The organism is Streptomyces sp. NPDC050164 (assembly GCF_044459945.1).
Classification (GTDB): Bacteria; Actinomycetota; Actinomycetes; order Streptomycetales; family Streptomycetaceae; genus Streptomyces; species Streptomyces coeruleorubidus_A.
The window spans coordinates 108,259-131,212 of the sequence record NZ_JBITJK010000023.1 but is presented as its reverse complement, the minus strand read 5'-3'; the positions used below and the strand labels follow the sequence as shown (position 1 = coordinate 131,212).

General features: G+C 70.2%; 19 protein-coding genes and 3 pseudogenes. 12 read left to right on the top strand and 10 right to left on the bottom strand.

The window, feature by feature from the left end:
- Window positions 1-66 precede the first annotated feature (66 nt).
- The gene (locus ACIBNA_RS27405; protein ID WP_399167840.1) at window positions 67-1,473 is read right to left on the bottom strand and encodes a family 2B encapsulin nanocompartment shell protein; all 1,407 of its coding nucleotides are present in this window, start codon (window positions 1,471-1,473) and stop codon (window positions 67-69) included.
- 291 nt (window positions 1,474-1,764) lie between these two features.
- Here ACIBNA_RS27405 and ACIBNA_RS27400 point away from each other — a divergent pair.
- A pseudogene (locus ACIBNA_RS27400) lies at window positions 1,765-1,991 on the top strand (DUF6010 family protein); the annotation flags it as partial.
- 312 nt (window positions 1,992-2,303) lie between these two features.
- A complete protein-coding gene (locus ACIBNA_RS27395) occupies window positions 2,304-3,221 on the top strand; it encodes a 1-aminocyclopropane-1-carboxylate deaminase/D-cysteine desulfhydrase (protein ID WP_399167838.1) in 918 nt (305 codons plus the stop codon).
- Window positions 3,222-3,300: 79 nt separating this feature from the next.
- Here the strand turns inward: ACIBNA_RS27395 and ACIBNA_RS27390 are convergent, their stop codons facing one another.
- On the bottom strand, window positions 3,301-4,899 hold the full coding sequence (locus ACIBNA_RS27390) for a Na+/H+ antiporter (RefSeq protein WP_399167836.1): 1,599 nt from the start codon (window positions 4,897-4,899) through the stop codon (window positions 3,301-3,303).
- Between the two features lie 63 nt (window positions 4,900-4,962).
- Here ACIBNA_RS27390 and ACIBNA_RS27385 point away from each other — a divergent pair.
- The 3 genes and pseudogenes from ACIBNA_RS27385 (at window position 4,963) to ACIBNA_RS27375 (ending at window position 7,061) form a co-directional block, all read left to right on the top strand.
- A pseudogene (locus ACIBNA_RS27385) lies at window positions 4,963-5,224 on the top strand (UBP-type zinc finger domain-containing protein).
- Between the two features lie 260 nt (window positions 5,225-5,484).
- The gene (locus ACIBNA_RS27380) at window positions 5,485-5,898 is read left to right on the top strand and encodes a hypothetical protein (RefSeq protein WP_003992877.1); all 414 of its coding nucleotides are present in this window, start codon (window positions 5,485-5,487) and stop codon (window positions 5,896-5,898) included.
- Between the two features lie 17 nt (window positions 5,899-5,915).
- Window positions 5,916-7,061: an RNA polymerase sigma factor SigF gene (locus tag ACIBNA_RS27375; RefSeq protein WP_399167878.1), complete on the top strand. Its 1,146-nt coding sequence runs from the start codon at window positions 5,916-5,918 to the stop codon at window positions 7,059-7,061.
- A gap of 3 nt (window positions 7,062-7,064) precedes the next feature.
- Here the strand turns inward: ACIBNA_RS27375 and ACIBNA_RS27370 are convergent, their stop codons facing one another.
- On the bottom strand, window positions 7,065-7,505 hold the full coding sequence (locus tag ACIBNA_RS27370; protein ID WP_399167834.1) for a hypothetical protein: 441 nt from the start codon (window positions 7,503-7,505) through the stop codon (window positions 7,065-7,067).
- A 115-nt stretch (window positions 7,506-7,620) separates the two neighbouring features.
- Between ACIBNA_RS27370 and ACIBNA_RS27365 the strand changes: the two genes are divergently transcribed.
- Complete coding sequence (locus ACIBNA_RS27365; RefSeq protein ID WP_399167833.1) at window positions 7,621-8,589, top strand: diacylglycerol/lipid kinase family protein; 969 nt, start codon at window positions 7,621-7,623, stop codon at window positions 8,587-8,589.
- A 319-nt stretch (window positions 8,590-8,908) separates the two neighbouring features.
- Window positions 8,909-9,166: a WhiB family transcriptional regulator gene (locus tag ACIBNA_RS27360; protein WP_003992873.1), complete on the top strand. Its 258-nt coding sequence runs from the start codon at window positions 8,909-8,911 to the stop codon at window positions 9,164-9,166.
- Between the two features lie 191 nt (window positions 9,167-9,357).
- Here ACIBNA_RS27360 and ACIBNA_RS27355 read toward each other — a convergent pair whose 3' ends face one another.
- Window positions 9,358-10,824, bottom strand: coding sequence for a sensor histidine kinase (locus ACIBNA_RS27355; RefSeq protein WP_274822166.1), 1,467 nt, complete (start codon window positions 10,822-10,824; stop codon window positions 9,358-9,360).
- A gap of 401 nt (window positions 10,825-11,225) precedes the next feature.
- Window positions 11,226-11,918: a TetR/AcrR family transcriptional regulator gene (locus ACIBNA_RS27350; RefSeq protein WP_399167831.1), complete on the bottom strand. Its 693-nt coding sequence runs from the start codon at window positions 11,916-11,918 to the stop codon at window positions 11,226-11,228.
- A 97-nt stretch (window positions 11,919-12,015) separates the two neighbouring features.
- Here ACIBNA_RS27350 and ACIBNA_RS27345 point away from each other — a divergent pair, with 97 nt between their 5' ends.
- The gene (locus ACIBNA_RS27345) at window positions 12,016-12,768 is read left to right on the top strand and encodes an SDR family oxidoreductase (protein WP_399167829.1); all 753 of its coding nucleotides are present in this window, start codon (window positions 12,016-12,018) and stop codon (window positions 12,766-12,768) included.
- 159 nt (window positions 12,769-12,927) lie between these two features.
- Here ACIBNA_RS27345 and ACIBNA_RS27340 read toward each other — a convergent pair whose 3' ends face one another.
- Window positions 12,928-13,998: an SIS domain-containing protein gene (locus ACIBNA_RS27340; protein WP_399167827.1), complete on the bottom strand. Its 1,071-nt coding sequence runs from the start codon at window positions 13,996-13,998 to the stop codon at window positions 12,928-12,930.
- A 292-nt stretch (window positions 13,999-14,290) separates the two neighbouring features.
- On the opposite strand from ACIBNA_RS27340, the gene nagB reads away from it, so the two are divergent.
- Window positions 14,291-15,076 (top strand): glucosamine-6-phosphate deaminase, encoded by a 786-nt coding sequence (gene nagB, locus ACIBNA_RS27335; RefSeq protein ID WP_399167825.1) that lies wholly within the window; start codon window positions 14,291-14,293, stop codon window positions 15,074-15,076.
- 230 nt (window positions 15,077-15,306) lie between these two features.
- Here the strand turns inward: nagB and ACIBNA_RS27330 are convergent, their stop codons facing one another.
- From ACIBNA_RS27330 to ACIBNA_RS27315, 4 genes are all read right to left on the bottom strand, one after another.
- Window positions 15,307-16,878, bottom strand: coding sequence for a glycoside hydrolase family 3 protein (locus tag ACIBNA_RS27330; protein ID WP_399167822.1), 1,572 nt, complete (start codon window positions 16,876-16,878; stop codon window positions 15,307-15,309).
- 9 nt (window positions 16,879-16,887) lie between these two features.
- Window positions 16,888-17,727 (bottom strand): carbohydrate ABC transporter permease, encoded by an 840-nt coding sequence (locus ACIBNA_RS27325; protein WP_399167820.1) that lies wholly within the window; start codon window positions 17,725-17,727, stop codon window positions 16,888-16,890.
- The gene (locus ACIBNA_RS27320) at window positions 17,724-18,713 is read right to left on the bottom strand and encodes a carbohydrate ABC transporter permease (protein ID WP_399167818.1); all 990 of its coding nucleotides are present in this window, start codon (window positions 18,711-18,713) and stop codon (window positions 17,724-17,726) included. The genes ACIBNA_RS27325 and ACIBNA_RS27320 overlap by 4 nt, the downstream gene beginning before the upstream one ends.
- 73 nt (window positions 18,714-18,786) lie before the next feature.
- Window positions 18,787-20,070, bottom strand: a complete 1,284-nt coding sequence (locus ACIBNA_RS27315; protein WP_399167816.1) for an extracellular solute-binding protein — start codon at window positions 20,068-20,070, stop codon at window positions 18,787-18,789.
- A gap of 312 nt (window positions 20,071-20,382) precedes the next feature.
- Here ACIBNA_RS27315 and ACIBNA_RS27310 point away from each other — a divergent pair, with 312 nt between their 5' ends.
- From ACIBNA_RS27310 to ACIBNA_RS27300, 3 genes and pseudogenes are all read left to right on the top strand, one after another.
- A complete protein-coding gene (locus tag ACIBNA_RS27310; protein ID WP_399167814.1) occupies window positions 20,383-21,147 on the top strand; it encodes a GntR family transcriptional regulator in 765 nt (254 codons plus the stop codon).
- Window positions 21,148-21,221: 74 nt separating this feature from the next.
- Window positions 21,222-22,708: pseudogene (locus ACIBNA_RS27305) on the top strand (carbon starvation CstA family protein).
- Window positions 22,680-22,880, top strand: coding sequence for a YbdD/YjiX family protein (locus tag ACIBNA_RS27300; RefSeq protein ID WP_399167812.1), 201 nt, complete (start codon window positions 22,680-22,682; stop codon window positions 22,878-22,880). The pseudogene ACIBNA_RS27305 and the gene ACIBNA_RS27300 overlap by 29 nt, the downstream one beginning before the upstream one ends.
- Window positions 22,881-22,954 lie beyond the last annotated feature (74 nt).

Here is a 22,954-nt window from a genome sequence, read left to right as displayed (position 1 = left end):
TTGGGCGCGTACCCCGAGGGTGTACCCGCGCTGCCGGGCGCGGACACGGCCGGCGTACGGCAAGCGTCACTGCCAGCGGCCGATCTCGACGTTCTCCAGGACGCCGAGCGCGTCCGGTACCAGCACCGCGGCCGAGTGGTAGGCCGTGACCAGGTACTTGATGATGGCCTGTTCGTTGATGCCCATGAAGCGCACCGACAGGCTCGGCTCGATCTCGTCCGGAATGCCGGAGGCCCGCAGGCCGATGACGCCCTGGTCGCTCTCGCCGGTACGCATGGCGATGATCGACGTCGTCCGCTCCGGGGTCACCGGGATCTTGTTGCACGGGAAGATCGGCACCCCCCGCCAGGTGGGGATGCGGTTGCCGCCCATGTCGATGGTCTCGGGGACGAGCCCTCGCTTGTTGAGCTCACGGCCGATCGCGGCGATCGCGCGCGGGTGGGCGAGGAGCAGTTTGGTGCCGCGGCGCCTGCTGAGCAGTTCGTCCAGATCGTCCGGGCTGGGCACGCCGTCGTGCGGCTGGATCCGCTGGTCGTATTCGCAGTTGTGCAAAAGGCCGAAGTCGCGGTTGTTGACGAGCTCGTGCTCCTGGCGCTCCTTCAGCGCCTCGACCGTCAGCCGGATCTGCTGCTCGGTCTGGTTCATGGGCTGGTTGTAGAGGTCGGCCACGCGCGTGTGGATGCGCAGGACGGTCTGGGCGACGCTCAGTTCGTACTCACGGGGCCTGGCCTCGTAGTCGACGAAGGTGTGCGGGATGTCCGGCTCGCCGGAGTGGCCGGAGGCGAGGTCGATCTCCTTCTCGCCGTACTTGTTGGAGCGCTGCTCGGGGATCGAGCGGCGCTGCTGGAGGTGCTCGTGCAGCGAGTCCGAGCGCTCCGCGATCTGCTCGACGTCCTGGCGGGACAGGACGAGCACGGTGCACGCGGTGAGCGCGCGGGCCGTGTACTCCCAGATGGCGTCGTCGTTCAGCAGCGCCTCGTCGCCGAGGTAGGCACCGTCGGCGAGGACCCCGAGGGACTCGTCGTCGCCGTACGGGCCCGTGCCGATCTTCTCCACCCTGCCGTGCGCCAGCAGGTACACCTCGTCGCACTGGCTGCCGAACGATGCGATCACCCCGCCCGCCGCGATCTCCCGCTGCTCGCAGCGCCGGGCGATCTCGGAGAGCACCTCCTGGTCCTCGTACGACCGCAGCGCCGGCAGTTCGCCCAGCTCCGCGGGGATGATCTCGACGCGGTCGCCGGTCTTCACGAACGTGATCCGGCCGTCGCCGACGGCGAACGTCAGCCGCCGGTTCACCCGATACGTACCCCCTTGGATGTCGACCCAGGGCAGCATGCGCAGCAGCCAGCGGGAGCTGATCTCCTGCATCTGTGGCACGGACTTGGTCGTGGTGGCCAGGTTCCGCGCGGCCGCCGTGCCGAGACTCTGCTGCGGCCTGGTCTCCTCCGTGCGGACCTCTTCGCCTACCGACATAGAGAACTGCCCTCCCGGTTGTTACCGACGCCCATACGTCTCGGGCATCGGTGTGCACGCTCAAGCCTTCCTCAGACAGCGTCGCGGTGCTATTACACGAAAGAGCGGGAATGGATCTTCGTACGACTGGGCAGAAGGGGCCCCTTTTCCGGCGTTCGCGGGCTGCGCGGCCGGGCCCCGGGCGGCTGGCGACAACCCGTTGGAACCTGTCGGTAATGCCGCTGGGGAGCGCGCGGGACCGGATCCGGCCTGGCGTCCGTTCCTTCCACCGACTCCGGAGACGGCCCAACCATGCAGTACGTCGCACCGATCGGCATCGGCATCCTCTATGCCCCGTTGATGTCCCTCGTCCGCGAACCGCACCGGCGGCGCCTGAACGCGGTCATGGTCGCCGGTGCCTGCACACGGCGTGGGACACGTCCACCACATCAAGGGCGACCCGATCATCCCCTTCCGCCCACACCCCTTCCCTGGGCTGCGCGATCTGCGACCCGGTGATCGCACTCTGGTGCGTGCGGGGCGGCCCGTCCCTCATCGCCCTCGTACGCGACCACCGCCGGACCAAGCACGCCGAGCCGGCACCGACCACAGGCTGACAGCGTTGGGGAACGGCGGCTGGTGCGGCGCCCCATGAAGGGCGCGGGGAACTGCGCGACCGGCCACCGGCGACCCGCGGGCCCCAACGCGCAGCTGGAGGCAATCACCGTCGGCCCTGGGGCGACGGCAGGCTGACGCGGTGCAGGCTCGGCCGGGCGACCCGGCGCTGGCGCCCGGCCGGCGCGGGTTAGGGCCGCACGTCAGACCGCCCCACCCCGAGCGACAATGGCCTGGTGACCAGCCCCGACACCCCCGACGCACCCCGTCTCGCGGCTCTGCGTCCCCGGCTGCCCTCGCCGGTGCAGGAAGTCGTGGACGACCGGTTCGAGCACCACGGCGTCCGGCTGGTGCTGAAGCGGGACGACCTGATCCACCCGGAGCTGATCGGCAACAAGTGGCGCAAGCTGGCGCCGAACCTCGCGGCGGCGGCCGGCCGTACCGTCGTCACGTTCGGCGGCGCCTACTCCAACCACCTGCGCGCCACGGCCGCGGCCGGCCGGCTGCTCGGCATCCCCACGGTCGGCGTCGTACGCGGCGAGGAGCTGGCCGACCGGCCCCTCAACCCCTCGCTGACCCGCTGCACGGCCGACGGCATGCGGCTGCACTTCGTCGACAGGGCGACGTACCGCCGCAAGTCCGAGCCACGGGCCCTGGCCGCGATCCTGCGCGCGGCGGACGCCGAGGAGGCGTACGTCGTCCCCGAGGGCGGCAGCAACGCGGAGGCCGTACGCGCCTGCCGGGCGCTCGGCGCCGAACTGCACGGCCGGGCCGATGTCGTCGCCGTGGCCTGCGGCACCGGCGGCACGCTGGCGGGACTGGCCGCCGGACTCGCCCCTGGGCAACGTGCCCTGGGGGTCCCGGTCCTCAAGGGCGGCTTCCTGGCCGCCGACGTCAGGGCCTTGCAGCACCAGGCCTTCGGCGGCCCGCGCGGCACCTGGAACCTCGACGACCGCTTCCACTTCGGCGGCTACGCGCGCGTGCCCGACGAGCTCGGCTCCTTCGCCGCGGACTTCGAGCACCGTCACGGACTGCCCGTGGAACGCCTGTATGTCGCCAAGCTGCTGTACGGGCTCGTCACCCTGGCCGACGATGGCGCCTTCCCGCGCGGGACGACCGTGGCGGCCGTGGTCACCGGCCGCCCCTTCCCGTGACGTCTGCGCCCCTTCCCCTGACGCCCGCCGCCCCCCGACGCCCGGCAGCGCGCGTCCGTATCGTCCGCCCCTCCCACCTCTACGCCGTTTCCCGGAACGCCGCCGCCTCCTCCAGGTCCAGCCTGCGCAGCAGCGTCCGCAGCATCTCGTCGTCGATGTACCGGGCGTCCCGGAGTTTGACGAACACCTCGCGCTCGGCGCTGATCATCTCCCGCGACAGCCGCCGGTAGGTGTCGTCGACGGACTCCCCGGTGACCGGGTTGGCCTGCCCGAGCCGTTCCCAGACGGCGTTGCGGCGGCGCTCCAGGACGGTGCGGAGCCGGTCGGCGAGCGGCGCGGGCAGTGCGTTGCGCTCGTCGGCGAGGAGTTCGTCCAGGCGCCGCTCGGCGGCCCGGGAGGCCTGCGCCTGGGCGTTGGCCTCGGCCAGTGTCTCGGCCTGTGTGTCCCGCCCGGGGAACTTCAGCAGACGGATCAGCGGGGGCAGGGTCAGACCCTGCACGACCAGCGTCCCGATGACCGTCGTGAAGGTCAGGAAGAGGATGAGGTTGCGATGCGGGAAGGGCCCCTCGCCATCGTGCAGGGTGAGCGGGATCGAGAAGGCGATGGCGAGCGAGACCACGCCCCGCATGCCGGCCCACGCGACGATGAACGGCCCCCTCCAGGTCGGACTCGCCTCCCGCTCCCGGATCCGGGCCGACAGCAGCCGTGGCAGGAAGGTCGCCGGGTACACCCACAAGAACCGGGCCGCGACGACCACCAGGAAGACGACGACCGCGTACCAGGCGGCCAGGACCCCCTCGTACTCCCCGAGGCCCCTCAGCACCACCGGCAACTGGAGTCCGATCAGCGCGAACACCGCCGACTCCAGGACGAAGGCGACCATCTTCCACACCGCCTCCTCCTGCAGACGCGTGGCGAAGTCGACCTGCCACGCGCGGTGTCCCAGGTAGAGCGCGACGACCACGACCGCGATGACACCGGAGGCGTGCACCTGCTCGGCGACGGCGTACGCGACGAACGGGGTCAGCAGGGAGAGCGTGTTCTGGAACAGCGCCTCCTTCACGTGCGTGCGCAGCCAGTGGATCGGCGCCATCAGCACGAGCCCGACCACGACGCCGCCGACCGCCGCGAGCAGGAACTCGCCGATGCCCCCGGCCCAGGTCGCGCCCTCGCCGACGGCGGCGGCCAGGGCCACCCGGTAGGCGGTGATCGCGGTGGCGTCGTTCAGCAGGGACTCGCCCTGGAGGATCGTGGTGATCCGCGACGGCAGCCCCACCCGGCGGGCCACGGCCGTCGCCGCGACCGCGTCCGGCGGCGCCACCACCGCGCCGAAGACCAGGGCCGCGGTCAGCGGCAGGTCCGGCACGATCACGTACAGGGCCCAGCCGACGACGAAGGTCGCGAACAGCACGTACCCGACGGACAGCAGCGCGACCGGCCGCAGCTGCGCCCGCAGGTCGAGGTAGGAGCTGTCGGTGGCGGCCGTGTGCAGCAGCGGGGGCAGGATGAGCGGCAGCACGATGTGCGGGTCGAGGGTGTAGTCCGGCACCCCGGGGACTGAACTGACCGCCAGCCCGACCGCAACCAGCAGCAGCGGCGCCGGCACGGGTGTGCGCCTGGCCACCGCGGCGATCGCGGCGCTGCCCGCCACCAGCAACAGCAGTGGCATCACGTCCATCGTTCCCGCCCCGCCCTCTTTTTTCGACACGGTCTTCCGCGCGACCGTCGTAACCTGGCAATCATGAAACAGTGCACGCACGCCGAGGCGCTGCCGCACCCCGAACCCGTTCCGCTCGGCGAGACGTGTCCGGAGTGTCTGGCGGAGGGCATGGATCCGGTGCAACTGCGGCTGTGCCTGAGCTGCGGTCACGTCGGCTGCTGTGACCTCCTCGCCGGGGCGGCACGCGGCGGAGCACCACAAGGAGTCCGGGCATCCCGTGATGCGGACCCATGAGCCCGGGGAGACTTGGCGCTGGTGCTTCGTCGATCATGTCCTGGTGTGACTCGACAGGACCCCGGCGCGGGACGGTTCGACCGTCTGACGTCTGGGTACGTCAACCCGGCGCACGGTCTTCCCATTTGGGTCCGCAGAACCTCTAGACACGGAGCGTATCCAGAGGTTTACTGTGAGTGACTGCAAGGGGATGGGGTCCCGGGGACAGGACCGTCGAGAGCGCGGTAGCGTCACCGCTGAACCATGTATCGCGTTACCCCGGGGGGCGACCCTCGGCCCTGAAACACTTGTACCACCATGGAGGTGAGGGTGTCCCAGATCGCAGGCGAGCCCGCGACGCAGGACTTCGTGGAAGTCCGGCTGCCGGCCGCGGGTGCCTACCTGTCGGTGCTGCGTACGGCCACGGCCGGTCTCGCGGCCCGTTTGGACTTCACCCTCGACGAGATCGAGGACCTGCGCATCGCGGTGGACGAGGCCTGCGCGATCCTGCTTCAGCAGGCCGTGCCCGGCTCCGTCCTCAGCTGCGTCTTCCGCCTCGTCGACGACTCACTCGAGGTCACCGTCTCGGCGCCGACCACGGATGGCCATGCCCCCTCGCGGGACACCTTCGCCTGGACCGTCCTGTCCGCTCTGGCGGGCAAGGTCTCCTCCGCCGTGGACAAGGACAAAACCGTTTCGATCAGCCTCTACAAACAGCGCGGCGCGGGACCCGGGCCGGCGTGAGGAACGAGGACGGGCCGGTGCGGGACGAAGAGCGCGGCACACGAGAGCTGCCGGCCGAGGGCACGGGCACAGACGCGGGCACGGCGCCCGACGACACCCGGCGCATGGCGGACGGCATCGACGGCATCCCCGAGCAGGCCCGCCCGCATCCCGAGGACGACTCCGCGGGGGCCGTCCTTCCGGGCGGCGGGCGGCCGGACCGGGACGGTGGCGTGCGGAGCGCGCCTCCCGGCGGAGGGATCGCAGCATCTCCTGCCCAGGGGGGTCCCCCCACTCGCGCGCAGTCGGGAGTGGCGGAGGAGGCGAGGGCTCGGGGAAGGGCGACGGGCGGGACGATGAGCGAGCACGAGCGACAGCCCGAGGACGAAGCGCCGCGCGCACACCACGCACAGGGCGCGCAGCACGGCTCCCCGGACCGCAGCGGGGCGCGCGAGATGTTCCTCAAACTGCGCACCCTGAACAGCGGCAGCCCCGAGTACGCGGAGCTGCGCAACCAGCTGGTCCGCATGCACCTGCCGCTCGTGGAGCATCTCGCGCGGCGCTTCCGCAACCGCGGCGAGCCGCTCGACGACCTCACCCAGGTCGCCACGATCGGGCTGATCAAGTCGGTCGACCGCTTCGACCCGGACCGCGGCGTGGAGTTCTCCACATACGCGACCCCGACGGTCGTCGGCGAGATCAAGCGGCACTTCCGCGACAAGGGCTGGGCGGTGCGCGTCCCGCGCCGGCTCCAGGAGCTGCGCCTCTCGCTGACCACGGCCACGGCCGAGCTCTCGCAGCTGCACGGCCGCTCCCCCACGGTCCACGAGCTCGCCGAGAAGCTGGCGATCTCGGAGGAGGAGGTCCTGGAGGGCCTGGAGTCCGCCAACGCGTACTCCACGCTGTCCTTGGACGTCCCCGACACCGACGACGAGTCCCCGGCGGTCGCGGACACCCTCGGCGCGGAGGACGAGGCGCTGGAGGGCGTGGAGTACCGGGAGTCCCTCAAGCCGCTTCTGGAGGACCTCCCGCCGCGCGAGAAGCGGATCCTGCTGCTGCGCTTCTTCGGCAACATGACCCAGTCGCAGATCGCGCAGGAGGTCGGCATCTCGCAGATGCACGTCTCGCGGCTGCTCGCGCGCACACTGGCGCAGCTCCGGGAGAAGCTCCTCGTCGAGGAGTGACGGCTACTTCTGTACGTTGCCGGGCCCGCGGATCCCGAGGGCCCGGGTCGTCTCGGGGTTCACGAGCAGCACGAGCGCCGCGACGGCCACGACCGCGAGGGCGATCCCGGCCGGAATGGCCATGCTGTCGGCCTGGAGCAGGTTGTAGGCCACCGGCAGCGCCATGAGCTGGGTGATGACGGCCGGGCCGCGGCTCCAGCTGCGGCGGGCCAGCAGCCCGCGCGCGGCGAGCAGCGGCAGCAGCGCGAGCACGACGAGCGTGATGCCCCCGGTCACGGCCTGCTGCCGGTCGTCCGGCTCACCCGTGAGACCGAGGACGAGAATCCAGACGCCGCCGACGACCAGCGCGAGCCCTTCCAGTGCGGCCAGCAGCGCGGCGTACGTCAGCCGCCGCGGGCGGGGGCCGGTGTTGTCCGGGGTGGTGGGGGTCTGCTCACTGCTCACCCCTGAAGAGTAGCCCTCGTCATACGCCCCCTCGTGGCGAGGTTCACCCCCGCTCTCTTACCTGATCCCTACCTCGGCCTGGGCCCGGTACCACCCAGTAGGTACGCTGCCAGTCATGCGTGCACTTCTCGTGGTCAATCCGGCGGCAACCACCACAAGTGCGCGCACGCGCGACGTACTGATCCACGCGCTCGCCAGCGAGATGAAGCTGGAGGCGGTCACCACCGAGTACCGCGGCCACGCGCGCGACCTGGGCCGGCACGCGGCGGAGAGCGACGACATCGACCTGGTGGTGGCCCTCGGCGGCGACGGCACGGTCAACGAGGTGGTCAACGGCCTCCTGCACGCCGGCCCCGATCCGGGACACCTCCCCGGCCTCGCCGTGGTCCCGGGCGGCTCCACCAACGTCTTCGCCCGCGCTTTGGGCCTGCCCAACGACGCGGTGGAAGCCACCGGCGCCCTGCTGGACGCCCTGCGCGACGGCAGCGAACGCACCGTCGGCCTGGGCCTGACCGCCGGCACGCCGGGCACGGAGGACGAGGCGGTGCCCTCGCGCTGGTTCACCTTCAACGCGGGGCTCGGCTTCGACGCCGGTGTGGTCGGCCGGGTGGAACAGCACCGCGAGCGCGGCCGGAAATCCACACACGCTCTTTACGTACGCCAGGTCGTGCGCCAGCTCCTCGGCGAGTCGAACCGCCGGCACGGGACGATCACGCTGGAGCGGGCCGGCGAGGATCCGGTCACCGATCTGGTGCTGTCCATAGTCTCGAACACCTCTCCGTGGACGTTTCTGGGGAATCGCCCGATCTACGCGGCGCCTAAGGCCTCGTTCGATACCGGCCTCGATCTCTTCGGTCTCAGCCGCCTGTCCACCGCAGCGGTTGCCCGGTATGGCACCCAGTTGCTCACTTCGTCCCCCGAGCGCGGACCCCATGGCAAGCACGCCACCTCCCTGCACGATTTGACGGAGTTCACCTTGCATTCGAAGGTGCCGCTCCCCCTCCAGATGGACGGTGACCACCTGGGGCTGCGGACAAGCGTGACGTTCACAGGCGTACGCCGTGCACTGCGTGTGATTGTGTGAGCAGAACTGGCTAAAGTCCTTTCACTCGAACGTTTAGGCCAGGGTCCACCCCATGGAAGTACGGCTGTGACCTAGTCGACACCGAAGAATCAAAAAAAACTTTCCAGAAGGGGTTGTATCCGCCGCTGAGGTTTGCGAGTCTCTACGTGGCGATCGGGACGGCCCGCAACATCGGCCTCCACTGATCACCAGAACCCCTCTTCAACTCACAGGACCCACGCCAGGGAACCTGGCGGTCGGCCCTTCACTTGTTGAGGGATTCGTGAAAGCGTTCACATTCACAAGCACCTGCACGTAATACCAAGGAGAGGTAGCAGCCATGGACTGGCGTCACAACGCCGTTTGCCGCGAGGAAGACCCCGAGCTCTTCTTCCCCATCGGCAACACCGGTCCTGCGCTGCTGCAGATCGAGGAAGCCAAGGCCGTCTGCCGTCGCTGCCCGGTGATCGAGCAGTGTCTGCAGTGGGCGCTCGAGTCCGGCCAGGACTCCGGCGTCTGGGGTGGTCTCAGCGAGGACGAGCGCCGCGCCATGAAGCGCCGTGCCGCCCGCAACCGGGCCCGTCAGGCCTCCGCCTGACAACCCCACCCCTGCTGACAGCCTGAGCTTGGCGGCGCGTACAGCGAGTACGCATCTCCCGCCCCCGAGCCGCAGCGCGCAGTTCCCCCGATGCGCTTGAGTTAAGCAGCAACGAGCTTTAGCCCCGGGCCACTTGGTGGCCCGGGGCTCATTGCTTTTGCGGCGCCCCTTCTCCAGAGCTCCCGATTCCGCTACTTCTGGGCCCGCACCGGGATGTCCAGGATCACACGGGTGCCGCGCTCCGGGGCCGGGACCATGTCGAAGGTGCCGCCCAACTCGCCCTCCACCAGGGTCCGTACGATCTGGAGGCCGAGGTTGCCCGCGGTCTGCGGGTCGAAGCCGTCCGGCAGGCCGGCGCCGTCGTCCTGGACGGTGACCAGCAGGCGGGCCTCCTTGGCCGTACCGCCGCGGACCGCCGACACCTCGACCGTGCCGGTGTCGCCCTCGCGGAAGCCGTGCTCCAGCGCGTTCTGAAGAACCTCCGTCAGCACCATCGACAGCGGGGTGGCGACCTCGGCGTCGAGGATGCCGAAGCGGCCGGTGCGCCGGCCCGTGACCTTGCCCGGGGAGATCTCCGCGACCATCGCCAGGACGCGGTCGGCGATGTCGTCGAACTCCACGCGCTCGTCCAGATTCTGGGAGAGCGTCTCGTGCACGATCGCAATCGATCCGACGCGTCGCACCGCCTCCTCCAGGGCCTCGCGGCCGCGGTCGGATTCGATGCGCCGGGCCTGCAGGCGGAGCAGGGCCGCCACCGTCTGGAGGTTGTTCTTGACGCGGTGGTGGATCTCCCGGATCGTCGCGTCCTTGGTGATCAACTCGCGTTCGCGGCGGCGGAGTTCGGTGACGTCGCGGAGCAGGACCAGCGAGCCGATGCGGGTGCCCTTGGGTTTGAGGGGGATCGCGCGGAACTGGATGACCCCGTCGCTGGCCTCGATCTCGAACTCGCGCGGCGCCCAGCCGCTGGCGACCTTGGCGAGCGCCTCGTCCACCGGGCCCCGGGTCGGGGCCAGTTCGGCGGTGGTCTTGCCCAGGTGCTGGCCGACGAGGTCGGAGGCGAGGCCGAGGCGGTGGTAGGCGGACAGCGCGTTCGGGGAGGCGTACTGGACGATGCCGTCGGCGTCGAGCCGGATCAGGCCGTCGCCTACCCGGGGCGAGGCGTCCATATCGAGCTGCTGGTTCGCGAACGGGAAGGCGCCGGCCGCGATCATCTGTGCGAGGTCGGAGGCACTCTGGAGGTAGGTGAGCTCCAGGCGGCTCGGGGTGCGGACGGTGAGCAGGTTGGTGTTGCGTGCGATGACCCCGAGGACGCGTCCCTCCCGCCGTACGGGGATCGACTCGACCCGGACGGGGACCTCTTCGCGCCACTCGGGGTCCCCTTCGCGCACGATGCGGCCCTCGTCGTGGGCGACGTCCAGCATCGGGCGGCGGCCACGCGGGACGAGGTGGCCCACCATGTCGTCCTGGTAGGACGTCGGACCGGTGTTGGGCCGCATCTGCGCAACGGACACGTACCTCGTGCCGTCGCTGGTGGGGACCCACAGCACCAGGTCGGCGAAGGAGAGGTCGGAGAGCAGCTGCCACTCCGAGACCAGCAGGTGGAGCCACTCGAGATCGGTGTCGTCGAGGGCGGTGTGCTGGCGTACGAGTTCGTTCATGGAGGGCACGTGAGCGAGCGTACCCGGGGGTTTGTACGGCTCTGAAATGTACGGCTCCGAAATGTGCGGGTCCGGACCGGTGTGGGCTCCTGGAACACCCGCGGGCCGCGGCGCCTGGGAGGGACCCTCAACCCTCCCGGCACCGCAGCCCGGAGCAGTATCGGCCGTGGGGTGTGCGGTCCCGGTCGGCCGAAGGGCGAGGAGCCGGGGCAGTCAGGGCAGAGAGCCTCGGTTCCTCTGTCCGCCTTCCTGTGCGGGGAAGGCGGAGGCTGCTGTCGCGCTTGGCACGCGCTCTCGTAACGCATTGTGGACTAGACCACTCATGGGTGTCCATGCGTTGGAGGCTGTTCGTTGTTGTTATCTTTCCGGCTGGCGGGACGCAGTGGCATCCTCCACGCAGCCTAACCCGTGTGGGTTCCTGTGCGGGGCCAGATGCACATGGCAATTTCTGCGACCGCCTCCAGTCCCTCCCGGCTCGCCCCGTCCCGCGCCTGTTGCGACATGCCCTGGATCATCGCTCCGGTATGGCGGGCCAGGGCGGCGGCGTCGGTGCCCGGGGGCAGTACGCCGGCGGCGACATCGGCTCTGATGCGGCTCTCGAACGCGGCGATGTTGGCGTTGCGGCGGTCCCGCAGCGACTGTTCGACCTCGGGGGTCGAGCAGTTCGCGGCGGCGTGGACGACGAGGCAGCCGTGCGGGTGGCCGGGTTCCGTGTACGCGGCGGCGGCCTCGCGCAGCGTGCGCTCGACGGCGGCCCGGGCGGTGGGTTCCTCGGCGAGGGCCCGGTCGGTGAACGAGCCGTACCTCGTGCCGTAGACCTGCACGACCTCCTCGAAAAGGGACCGCTTGTCTCCGAAGGCCGCGTAGAGGCTGGGGGCGCCGATGTCCATGACGCGGGTGAGGTCGGAGACGGACGTGGCCTCGTAGCCGTGTTCCCAGAAGGCCAGGAGCGCCTTCTCCAGTGCGGTCTCGCGATCGAAGGAGCGGGGGCGGCCGCGGGGCCTTCCCTTGCCCCTGCCCGCCGCGGTTCCGGGCCTCTCGACCCCAGCGGTTCCGTGCCCCGCAGCCCTCGCGGTCCCGTCGTCGTTCGCCATGGAGTGCATTTTATAGCGGGCGCTAGAGAAATGTCGGCGGACTGGGGTACGGTCATTTCTGTAGCGACCACTAGTGAAATGCGAAGGGGGCGCCGCCATGGGCGTGCTCACGGGCAGGACGGCACTCGTCACCGGGGCGAGCAGGGGCATCGGGCGAGGGATCGCCGAGCGGTTGGGCCGCGACGGCGCGCGGGTCGGGGTGCACTACGGCAGGAACGAGACGGCGGCGAAGGAGACGGTCGCGGCGATCGAGGCGGCGGGCGGCTCGGCGTTCGCGGTGGGCGTGGAGCTGGGCGTACCGGGGGACGCCGAGGCGCTGTGGGCGGAGTTCGACCGGCACGCGGACGGGCTGAACATCCTGGTGAACAACGCGGGGATCGGCAACACGCGGCCGATCCAGGAGCTGGACGAGCAGGAGTACGACAAGGTCTTCGCGGTCAATGTGAAGGCGCCGTTCTTCATCCTCAAACAGGGCATGAACCGGCTGCGGGACGGCGGCCGGGTCGTCAACATCTCCTCGGGGCTGGCCCGGACGGCGGTGATGCCGGACAACATGGCGTACGCGATGACGAAGGGCGCGCTGGACGTCCTCTCACGGGACCTGTCCAAGGTGCTGGGCCCTCGGGGCATCACGGTGAACTCGGTGGCGCCGGGGATCATCGACACGGACAACACGGCCCAGTTGCTGCGCGGCAGTGCCGACGGCTGGGCGAAGGCCGCGGCGATATCGGCGCTGGGCGGGGTGGGCGAACCGGCCGAAGTCGCCGACGTGGTGGCGTTCCTGGTCTCGGACGGGGGGCGGTGGGTCACGGGGAGCTGGGTGGATGCGACGGGGGGTTCGCTCACATAGTGGCCGCCGCAGGCAGCGGGGGATCACGGGCCCCATCAGCGAGTTCGGTCACCATGCTCTGGTCCTCAGCGCGGGTCTCCCGTCCCCACGCCCCGGTCCCAGCGAGTGTCCATATCCCGGCCCCGGCCCCAGCGAGTCCCCGTCGCCCTGCCCTGGCCATCAGCGAGTCTCCGTCACCTTCGCCAGCGCGCGAGGGGCGTCCGGGTCCTGGCCGCGGGCGATGGTGACCTCGTAGGCCAGGAGCTGGAGGGGGATGATCTCCAGGACGGGCTGGACCTCCTCGGCGACATCGTCCGTCGGCAGGACGAACCCGGCCGACGCCTGCTCGACCTGATGCCTGGGGCCGATGACGACCAGGTCGGCACCGCGGCCGCGCAGCCGGTCGAGCACCGGCTGGAGCGCTTCGCCGCCCTTGCCGTCGATGACCACGGCGATGACCGGCGAGACGTTGTCGACCATGGCGAGCGGTCCGTGCAGCAGGTCGGCGCCGGAGTAGGAGAGGGCGGGGATGTAGCTGGTCTCCATCAGCTTGAGGGCGGCCTCCTTGGCCGTGGGGTAGCCATAGCCGCGTGAGGTGATCACCATGCGCTCGGCGAAGCGGTAGCGGGCGGCGAGGGTGCGCACCTCGTCCTGCCGGGCGAGCAGTTGCTCGGCGAGGTCCGGCAGCACGTGCGCGGGTGCGCCGTCGCCGCCGCGCAGGCCCTCGGCGAACAGGTAGAGCGCGAGAAGGGAGGCGGTGTACGTCTTGGTCGCGGGGAGGGCCTTCTCCGGTCCGGCCATGATGTCGATGTGGTACTCGGAGACGCCGGCGAGGGGTGAGTCCGGGTTGTTGGTGACGGCGAGCGTGATCGCGCCGGCCTCGCGGGCGGCCCGGGTCGAGGCGACCAGGTCCGGGGAGCCGCCGGACTGGCTGACGGTGACGACGAGGACGTCCGTGAGGTCGGGCCGGGCGCCGTAGGCCGTGGTCGTGGACATCGAGGTGAGTCCGCAGGGCAGGCCGAGCCGGATCTCCAGGAGGTACTTGGCGTAGAGGGCGGCGTTGTCGGAGGTGCCGCGGGCGGTCAGCAGGACGAAGCGGGGAGCGCGGGCGGCGATCTGCCGTGCCACGTCCCGGATGGCGGGGGCGCCGTCGGCCAGGATCCGGCGCAGGACGGCGGGCTGCTCCGCCATCTCCCGGGCCATGATCCGGCCCGGGCGCTCGCTGAGGGTGTCCGGTGTGGCGGCGGTCATGGCGGGTCCCTTCCGGGGGCGCGGGCAGATGCAGCTCCCATTCCACTCCCCCGCACCGCGGATCGCCCACGCGATACAACTCCCATTCCACTTCCCGGCACCTCGGAACGCCCACCGGGAAGGGCGCTGTTCACCTGCCGGAGACCTGGCCGGCACCGGGCGGCTGCCCCTGTGGGACCGGCGGTATTCACCCTGGGAGCGGCGCCCTCGCTCTGTTAGATTGGTCTAAACCACACGGCCCCTTCCGGGTCCAGTCCCAGTTGAGCATCCCTCTCAGATCGGCAGGCCCAGCGTGGAAGTTGTCATCGTTCCGGACGCCAAGGCGGGCGGCGAGCTCATCGCCGAGGCCATGGCTCAGCTGCTGCGGCGCAAGCCCGGCGCCCTGCTCGGCGTGGCGACCGGCTCGACGCCCCTGCCCGTGTACGAGGCGCTGGCGGCCAAGGTGCGTTCCGGTGCCGTGAGCGTGACGCGGGCGCGGATAGCCCAGCTCGACGAGTACGTGGGGCTGCCCGCCGACCATCCGGAGTCGTACCGCTCGGTGCTGCGGCGTGAGGTGCTGGAGCCGCTCGGGGTCGGGATGGACCAGTTCATGGGGCCGGACGGCACGGCCGAGGACGTGCAGGGGGCGTGCGAGGCGTACGACAAGGCCCTCGGGGACGCCGGGGGCGTGGACCTTCAGTTGCTCGGGATCGGGACCGACGGCCACATAGGGTTCAACGAGCCGTGCTCGTCGCTTGCGTCGCGGACGCGGATCAAGACGCTGACCGAGCAGACCCGGATCGACAACGCGCGCTTCTTCGGCGGCGACATCGACCAGGTGCCGCACCACGTGATCACGCAGGGCATCGGCACCATCCTGGAGGCCCGGCACCTGGTGCTGCTCGCCACCGGCGAGGGCAAGGCGGACGCGGTCGCGGCGACGGTGGAGGGGCCGGTCGCCGCGGTGTGCCCCGCGTCCGCGCTCCAGCTCCACCCGCATGCGACCGTCGTGATCGACGAGGCCGCCGCGTCGAAGCTGAAGCTGGCGGACTACTTCCGGCACACCTACGCCAACAAGCCGGAGTGGCAGGGGATCTGACGGCCGAGCTCCCCTGTCATGACCCAGTGGACGACGAGGACGGCGATGAGGAGGTACGTGCTCGCGCAGCTCGGGGCAGGCCCCGGGTGGCGCCGCTGGTGATCCCGGTCGCGACCGTGCCGTCCTCGTACACCTCGGCGATCAGCCGGGCGGCGCGGGCGGCGGCCTCGTCCTCCTCCAGGGAAGCAGCAGTGGGAAGACCCGCCTGGACGACTCCCCGTGCCTCCCGCCTACAACCCGGCGATCACCTCGGCCGCGGCGCGGCCGCAGACGCGGGCCGCGCCTTGGGTGGCGATGTGCAGGGCGCCTCGGGGTGGGGCCTGGGGGACGCCCATTTCGACCACGATGGTGTCGGGGCGGGCGGCCAGCAGGGTGTCGAGGGCCGAGGCCATCCAGGGGTGGCGGTGTTCGTCGCGGACGACGGCGACGATGCGGCGGGGGCCGGCTGCCTGAAGGGCCGCCCGCCCGGCGCCGTCACCGGCATCGCTCTCCTCGTCAGCCACCTTGCCGTCAGCCACCTTGCCGTTCCCCTCCCTGCCGTCCTCGGCGGAGAAGCTGCCCGTCACCGTGCCCGGCAGGAGGTGGACGAGTTCGGCGGCGACGCCCCAGGGGGTCTCGTCGCCGACCGCGATGTTGGCGACGGGGGTGAGGGCGGCGACGTAGGGCGGTTCGGTGAGGGGCTTGAAGGTCTCCGGGCTCCCCGTGCCGGGGGCGACGGTGACCGTGAGGGCGCGGCGGGCGGCGTGCAGGCCGATCTCGCTGCCGCGAGTCTCCTCGAGGGCTCGGCCGGGCGTGCTCGCCCAGCGGGCCAGTGCCCGTACCCGGTCCGCGGCCTCGGCCAGGCGTTCCTCGGGCAGTTCGCCCGTGCGTACCGCCGCGACCAGGGCGTCCCGCAGGCGCCGTACGGTCGCGTCGTCGGCCAGGCCGCCGCCCACGCAGATCGCGTCGGCACCGGCGGCGACGGCGAGGACGCTGCCGCGTTCGATGCCGTAGATGCCGGCGATGGCCCGCATCTCCATGCCGTCGGTGACGATGAGGCCGTCGTAGCCGAGTTCGCCGCGCAGCAGGCCGGTCAGGATGCGGCGGGAGAGGGTCGCCGGGCGGTCGGGGTCCAGGGCCGGGACGAGGATGTGGGCGCTCATCACGGCCCGGCTGCCGGCGGCGATGGCCGCGCGGAACGGGGTCAGTTCGCGGTCGGTCAGCACGTCCGCGGGGACGTCGATGCGCGGCAGGGCGTGGTGGGAGTCGACGGCCGTGTCGCCGTGGCCGGGGAAGTGCTTGGTGCAGGCGGCGACTCCGGCGGACTGGAGGCCCGTCACATAGGCCGCGGTGTGCCGGGCGGCCAGTGCGGTGTCGGCGCCGAAGGAGCGCACGCCGATCACCGGGTTGCGCGGGTTGGAGTTGACGTCGGCGGACGGGGCCCAGTTGAGGTTCACGCCGCAGGCCGCGAGACGGCGGCCCAGTTCGTGGGCGACCTCTCGCGTCAGCTCCGCGTCGTCCACCGCGCCGAGGGCGTGGTTGCCCGGGAAGGAGGAGCCGCTGCGCACCTCCAGGCGCGTCACGTCACCGCCTTCCTCGTCGATCGCGACCAGGACGTCGTCGCGCTCGGCCCGCAGTTGCGCGGTCAGCGCGGCCAGTTGGCCGGGCGAGGCGATGTTGCGGCCGAACAGGCCGACGGAGGCGAGGCCCTCGCCGAGCCGGCGCAGCAGCCAGTCGGGGGCGGTGGTTCCGGTGAAGCCGGGCTGGAGAACCGTCAGGGCGTCACGCGTGAGCGTGTCGGTACCGCCGGCGAGTGTGGTCATCGGGTGGGGTCATCCCTTCACGGCGCCCGCGGTCAGGCCCGCGGCCATCTTGCGCTGAACGAGGAGGAAGAGGGCGACGATCGGCACGGCCATCATCGTGGCGCCGGCCATCATCGGGGCGTATTCGGTGCCGTGCTTGGTGGTGAAGTTGCCGAGCCAGACGGTCGCCGTCTGGTTCTTCTGGCTGAGCAGCATCAGGGCGTAGAGGTACTCGTTCCAGGCCTGGATGAAGCCGTAGACCGAGGTGGCGACCATGCCGGGGGCCAGGAGCGGGAAGACCACCCGGAGGAAGGCACCCGTGCGGGAGCAGCCGTCGACCATGGCCGCTTCCTCCAGTTCCTTCGGGATGTTGACGATGAAGCCCCTCAGCGTCCACACGGTGAACGGGAGGATGAAGGTCAGGTACGTGATGATGAGGCCCGTCAGCCGGTCGTACTGGCCCAGGTCGTTGAGCAGCAGGAACACCGGGATGATCATGGCGACCAGCGGGACCATCTGGACCGCGAGGATGCCCACGATCACGATCTTGCGGCCGCGGAAGGCGAAGCGGGAGATGGCGAGCGCGGCCAGCAGCCCCACGGCCATGCCGATGACGACCACCGCCAGCGACACCACCATGCTGCGGCCCACCGGGCCCCAGAAGTCGGCGATGTCCAGCGCCCGGCCGAAGTTGGCGAAGGTGATGCCGGTCGGCAGCAGGCTGGGGTCCGGGTCGATGGCGTCCTTGGCGGGCTTGAACGCCGTGTTGAGCATCCAGTAGAGCGGGAAGCCCGCGGTGACGAAGACCAGGAGACCGAGGGCGTTCCACCAGATCCTCGGCGCCCGGCGGCCGGTCAGCGTGCTGCTCATTCGACCTCTCCGATCTTCAGCATCTGCCGCATGTAGACGGCGACCACGCCGAGCAGCAGCAGGACGGTGATCAGCGCGATGGCCGAGCCCTGGGCGTAGTCGTTGACCACGAACGCCCGGTCGTAGGAATAGGTGTTGAGGACCTGGAACTCCGGCTCGGGGTGACCGTTCCGCATGACGAACACCTGGGGGAAGACGCCCATGTCCCAGATGACCGACAGGGTCGTGAGCATCACGATGATCGGCTTGAGGACGGGCAGGGTGACATAGCGGAAGACGCCCCAGGAGCCGGCGCCGTCCAGGCGGGCCGCCTCCTCCAGCTCCTTCGGCACCTGGGTGAGACCCGCGCTGAGCATGATCACCACGAACGGCACGGCTCCCCACACGATCAGCAGCATGATCACGGCCAGGCCCTCGGGCCCGCTCGCGAACCAGTTGTGGCCGATCATCTCGACGCCGGGCAGCTTGCTGAGCAGCGCGTTGAAGACGCCGTAGTCCGAGTCGAAGAGCCACTTGAAGACCGTGGTGGCCACGATCACCGGCATGCCCCAGCTGGCCACCAGCACGATGTTGATGAGCACCTTCAGCCAGCCGGAGACCCGCTGGAGGAGCAGGGCGATCGCCATGCCGATCACCATCGTGAAGACGACGGCCCCGGCGGCGAAGACGGTCGTGCGGACCGCGACGGTCCAGAACTCGCCGTCGCCCAGCACCTTCGCGAAGTTGTCGAACCCGACCGACTCGGCCGGCTGGAAGCCCCACAGCTGGGACTGCCCGAACGTCTGGAAGGACAGGGTGATCAGGCGGGCCAGCGGATAGCCCATGACCAGGGCCAGGATCAGCAGGCAGGGCGCGAGCAGCAGCCAGGGGACCGCGGCCGGGCTCGACGTCCGTGGCCTACGGGGCGTGTCCGCCAGGCCCGGTGGCGGCGGTGCCTGCCGCGGCGGCGGCACCTTGACAGGGGTGGTGGTGTCTGCGGCACTCATCGCGCACTCCTCGGCGGTCCCTCAGGTCGTACGGAGGGCGGGGCTCCGCCCGTGAGGGAGCCCCGCTCGAAGGTCACTTGGTGTTGATGACCTTGTCGATCGCCGCGTCCGCCTCCTTGGCGGCGGCCTCGACCGACTTCTTGCCGGTGCCGATGTTCTGCAGCATGGTCTGCAGGATCTGTGCCTTCTCGACCTGGCCCCAGCCGGGGGCCATCGGGACGAACCAGTTGGACTCGGCCGCGGTGGCGGGGACCGCCGTCTTCGGGTCGTTCTTCAGCGTCGTGAGGTCGGTCTTGTTGTTGGGCAGGTTGCCCTTGGCCATCAGGCCTTTCTGGCCGGAGGGTCCGGTGAACGCGTTGATCCACTCGGCGGCCAGCGCCTGAGCGTCGGACTTCACCGGGACGGCGAGGTCGGAGCCGCCCAGGAAGACGGGCATGTTCTTGCCGGACGGGCCGGGCATCACGAAGTTCTCGAGGTTGCCCTTGAGCTTGCCGCTCTTGTCGTTCTTGGGGTCCTCGGCGGTCGCGCCCTCCCAGGCGGCGGCGAAGATCATGGCGGACTTGCCCTGGCCGTAGACGATGTAGCGGTCGGACTCGTCCTTGGTCTTGTCGCCGTGCATGTACTTGTCGACGACGTTCTTGAACTCCTTCAGGCCCTTGAGCGACTCGGGCGAGGAGAGAGAGGCCTTCCACTGTCCGCCCGACTCGGTGGCGATGGCGCCGCCGGCGTCGTAGACGAAGGACATGGCCGCGTACCAGTCGCGGGTCGGCTGGTACCAGGCGCTGAACTTGTCGCCCTGCTTCTTCTGGATCTTGTCCAGGGCGGCGGTGAGCTCCTTGTACGTCTTCGGGGGCGTCTTCACCCCGACCGAAGCCGCCACGTCCCCCCGCCAGTTGGCGACGCGGCCGCCGGCGTAGTACGGGACGCCGTAGGTCTTGCCCTCGTAGGTCACCGAGGCCTTGAGGCCGTCCAGCCAGGCGTCCGAGCTGGCGAAGTCGGCGGGCTCCAGCGGCGCGAAGGCGCCCTTGACCATGTAACCGAGCATCTCGGTGTTGCCCATCTCGACCACGTCGGGGACCTTGTCGGTGGCGAGGACGGCGTCGAGCTTGGCGTTCTTGTCGGGCCAGCCGTAGTACTCGTGGTTGATCTTGAGGCCCGGGTGCTTCTTCTTGACTGCCGCGTCGGCGGCCTTCACCAGCTCCGGCCAGTTGTTCTGGGCGTCGACGGTGAGCCAGACGGTCAGCTCCTTGGCGTCCGCACCCTTGTCCGAACCCCCGCTGCCCCCCTCGGCCCCGCACGCCGCGATGGAGACCACCATGCCCGCGATACCGATCGCGGATATCAGCTTGCGCTTCACGCCACCCTCCTCAGGGATGCCACCGACCCTCCTGCTCCCCGCGGTAGACGTGGGGTCAGGCCCTGGACCAATGGTGTAGACCAGTAGGGGGAGCCTGGACCAGACCAGTAGGCCTGTCAAGGGTCCGGAATAAGCTCTGACCAGCCGTTATGCGACCTACATATGCAGGAACCTTTAAGTAAGAACCCGGCGAAAACCCGACCGGGCACGGCATACTCCAGGTGGACCACTTGGAGTTGTGGACTAGACCAAAAAAGGCGCCGACGGTATACAAGTGGGATCGTGTCGGCACAGGAGCCGGGAAGGCGGAGCATGAGCACCGACATCAGCAGTGCGGAGAACGAGAGCGGGGCGCCCGTTCGTACCGCACGCGTGCCCAAGTACTACCGCCTGAAGAAGCACCTGCTCGACATGACCGAGACCCAGGCGCCGGGCACGCCGGTCCCGCCCGAGCGCACACTGGCGGCCGAGTTCGACACCTCGCGCACGACCGTGCGCCAGGCGCTCCAGGAGCTGGTCGTCGAGGGCCGGCTGGAGCGCATCCAGGGCAAGGGCACGTTCGTCGCCAAGCCCAAGGTCTCCCAGGCGCTGCAACTGACCTCGTACACCGAGGACATGCGCGCCCAGGGTCTCGAACCCACCTCGCAGCTCCTGGACATCGGCTACATCACCGCCGACGACCGCCTCGCCGGGCTCCTCGACATCACGACCGGCGGACGGGTGCTGCGCATCGAGCGGCTGCGCATGGCCAACGGCGAGCCCATGGCCATCGAGACCACCCACCTGAGCGCGAAGCGCTTCCCGGCCCTGCGCCGGTCCCTGGTGAAGCACACGTCCCTCTACACCGCGCTCGCCGAGGTCTACGACGTCCATCTCGCGGAGGCCGAGGAGACCATCGAGACCTCGCTGGCCACGCCGCGCGAGGCCGGCCTGCTCGGCACGGACGTCGGCCTGCCGATGCTGATGCTCTCCCGGCACTCGCTGGACCGGGAAGGGCAGCCGGTGGAGTGGGTGCGGTCGGTGTACCGGGGGGACCGGTACAAGTTCGTGGCACGGCTCAAGAGGCCCGCCGAGTAGCGCACGCGGTGTAGCGCAACTCCCTTTCCTGCCTTACGTTCCTCCCGTCGCCGCATGGACGGGAAGACTCCCCGGTGCGTATCGCGAACCCCCGAACCGTTGTTGTCTGGACCCTGGTCGCACTGGTCGGCGCGGCCGGCTGGACCGTGCTCGCGCTGTCCCGGGGCGAGGAGGTCTCGGCCGCCTGGATGGTGGCGGCCGCCCTCGGGACGTACGCGATCGCCTACCGCTTCTACGCGAAGTTCATCGCGTAGAAGGTGCTCAAGGCCGACCGGACCCGGGCCACCCCGGCGGAGCGGCTGAACAACGGCATCGACTTCCACCCCACCGACCGCCGCGTCCTGCTCGGCCACCACTTCGCGGCGATCGCGGGCGCCGGACCGCTGGTCGGCCCGGTACTGGCCGCCCAGATGGGCCATCTGCCCGGCACGATCTGGATCATCGCCGGTGTCGTCTTCGCGGGTGCGGTCCAGGACATGGTGGTGCTGTTCTTCTCCACGCGGCGCGACGGCAGATCGCTGGGGCAGATGGCGCGGGAGGAGATCGGCCCGTTCGGCGGGGCGGCGGCCCTCCTCGCCGCGTTCGCCATCATGATCATCCTGCTCGGCGTGCTGGCCCTGGTCATCGTCAACGCCCTCGCACAGTCGCCGTGGGGCACCTTCTCCATCGGCATGACGATCCCGATCGCCCTGCTGATGGGCTTCTACGTGCGGGTGCTGCGGCCGGGCCGGGTGGCCGAGGTGTCGCTGATCGGCGTGGCGCTGCTGCTGCTCGCGCTGGTCGCGGGCCGCTGGGTGGCCGAGTCGTCCTGGGTCGAGACGTTCACGCTGGCGCCATCCACGCTGGTCGTCTGGCTGGTGGCGTACGGGTTCATCGCCTCGATCCTGCCGGTGTGGATGCTGCTGGCGCCGCGCGACTACCTGTCGACCTTCATGAAGATCGGCACGATCGTGCTGCTGGCGCTGGGTGTCGTGATCACCCTGCCGACGCTGAGTGGGGCTACTTCCTCTGGGTCGGCGTCCACGAACCCCTGGGCGGCATCAACCAGCTCTTCCCGATCTTCGGCATCTCCAACCAGCTGCTGGCGGCGGTCGCCCTGGCGGTGTGCACCACGCTGCTCGTGAAGAGCGGCCGTCTGAAGTGGGCCTGGATCACCGGGATCCCGCTCGCCTGGGACGCGGCGGTGACGCTGACCACGAGCTGGCAGAAGGTGTTCTCCAGCGATCCCAAGGTCGGCTTCTTCAAGCAGCGGCAGGTGTTCCAGGACGCGATCGACCGGGGCGAGGTGCTGCCGCCCGCCAAGACCATGGACGACAGGCACACCGTGGTCACCAACTCCACGGTGGACGGCGTCCTCTCGGCGATCCCGGCCCTGCTGATCGTGGTCGTCGTCGTCGACGCGGCCCGGGTGTGCGTCCGGCACGTACGCCGTCCCGCGCTGTCGTCGCTGAGCGAGGCGCCGTACGTCGAGTCGAGGATCGTCGCTCCGGCCGGCTTGTTCCCGACGAAGGAGGAGAAGGAGGAGGCCCGGGATGCGGTCGGCACTGAGACGCGCGTATAGGGGTGTGCGCTGGTATGTACGGGAGTTGACCGATGAGTCAGCGTACAACCGTTATGTCGTACACGTCCGCAGGGAGCATCCGGACGCGGAGGTGCCCTCCCGCCGGGACTTCGAGCGGCTGCGCACGCAGCGGCAGGAGAAGGATCCCCGGCAGGGGTTCCGCTGCTGCTGAGCGCCGCCGTGGAGAACTGATTTCTTTTGAGTACCGCATTACAACGAGGGGTTCCGTTCTCGCCACACCCTGAC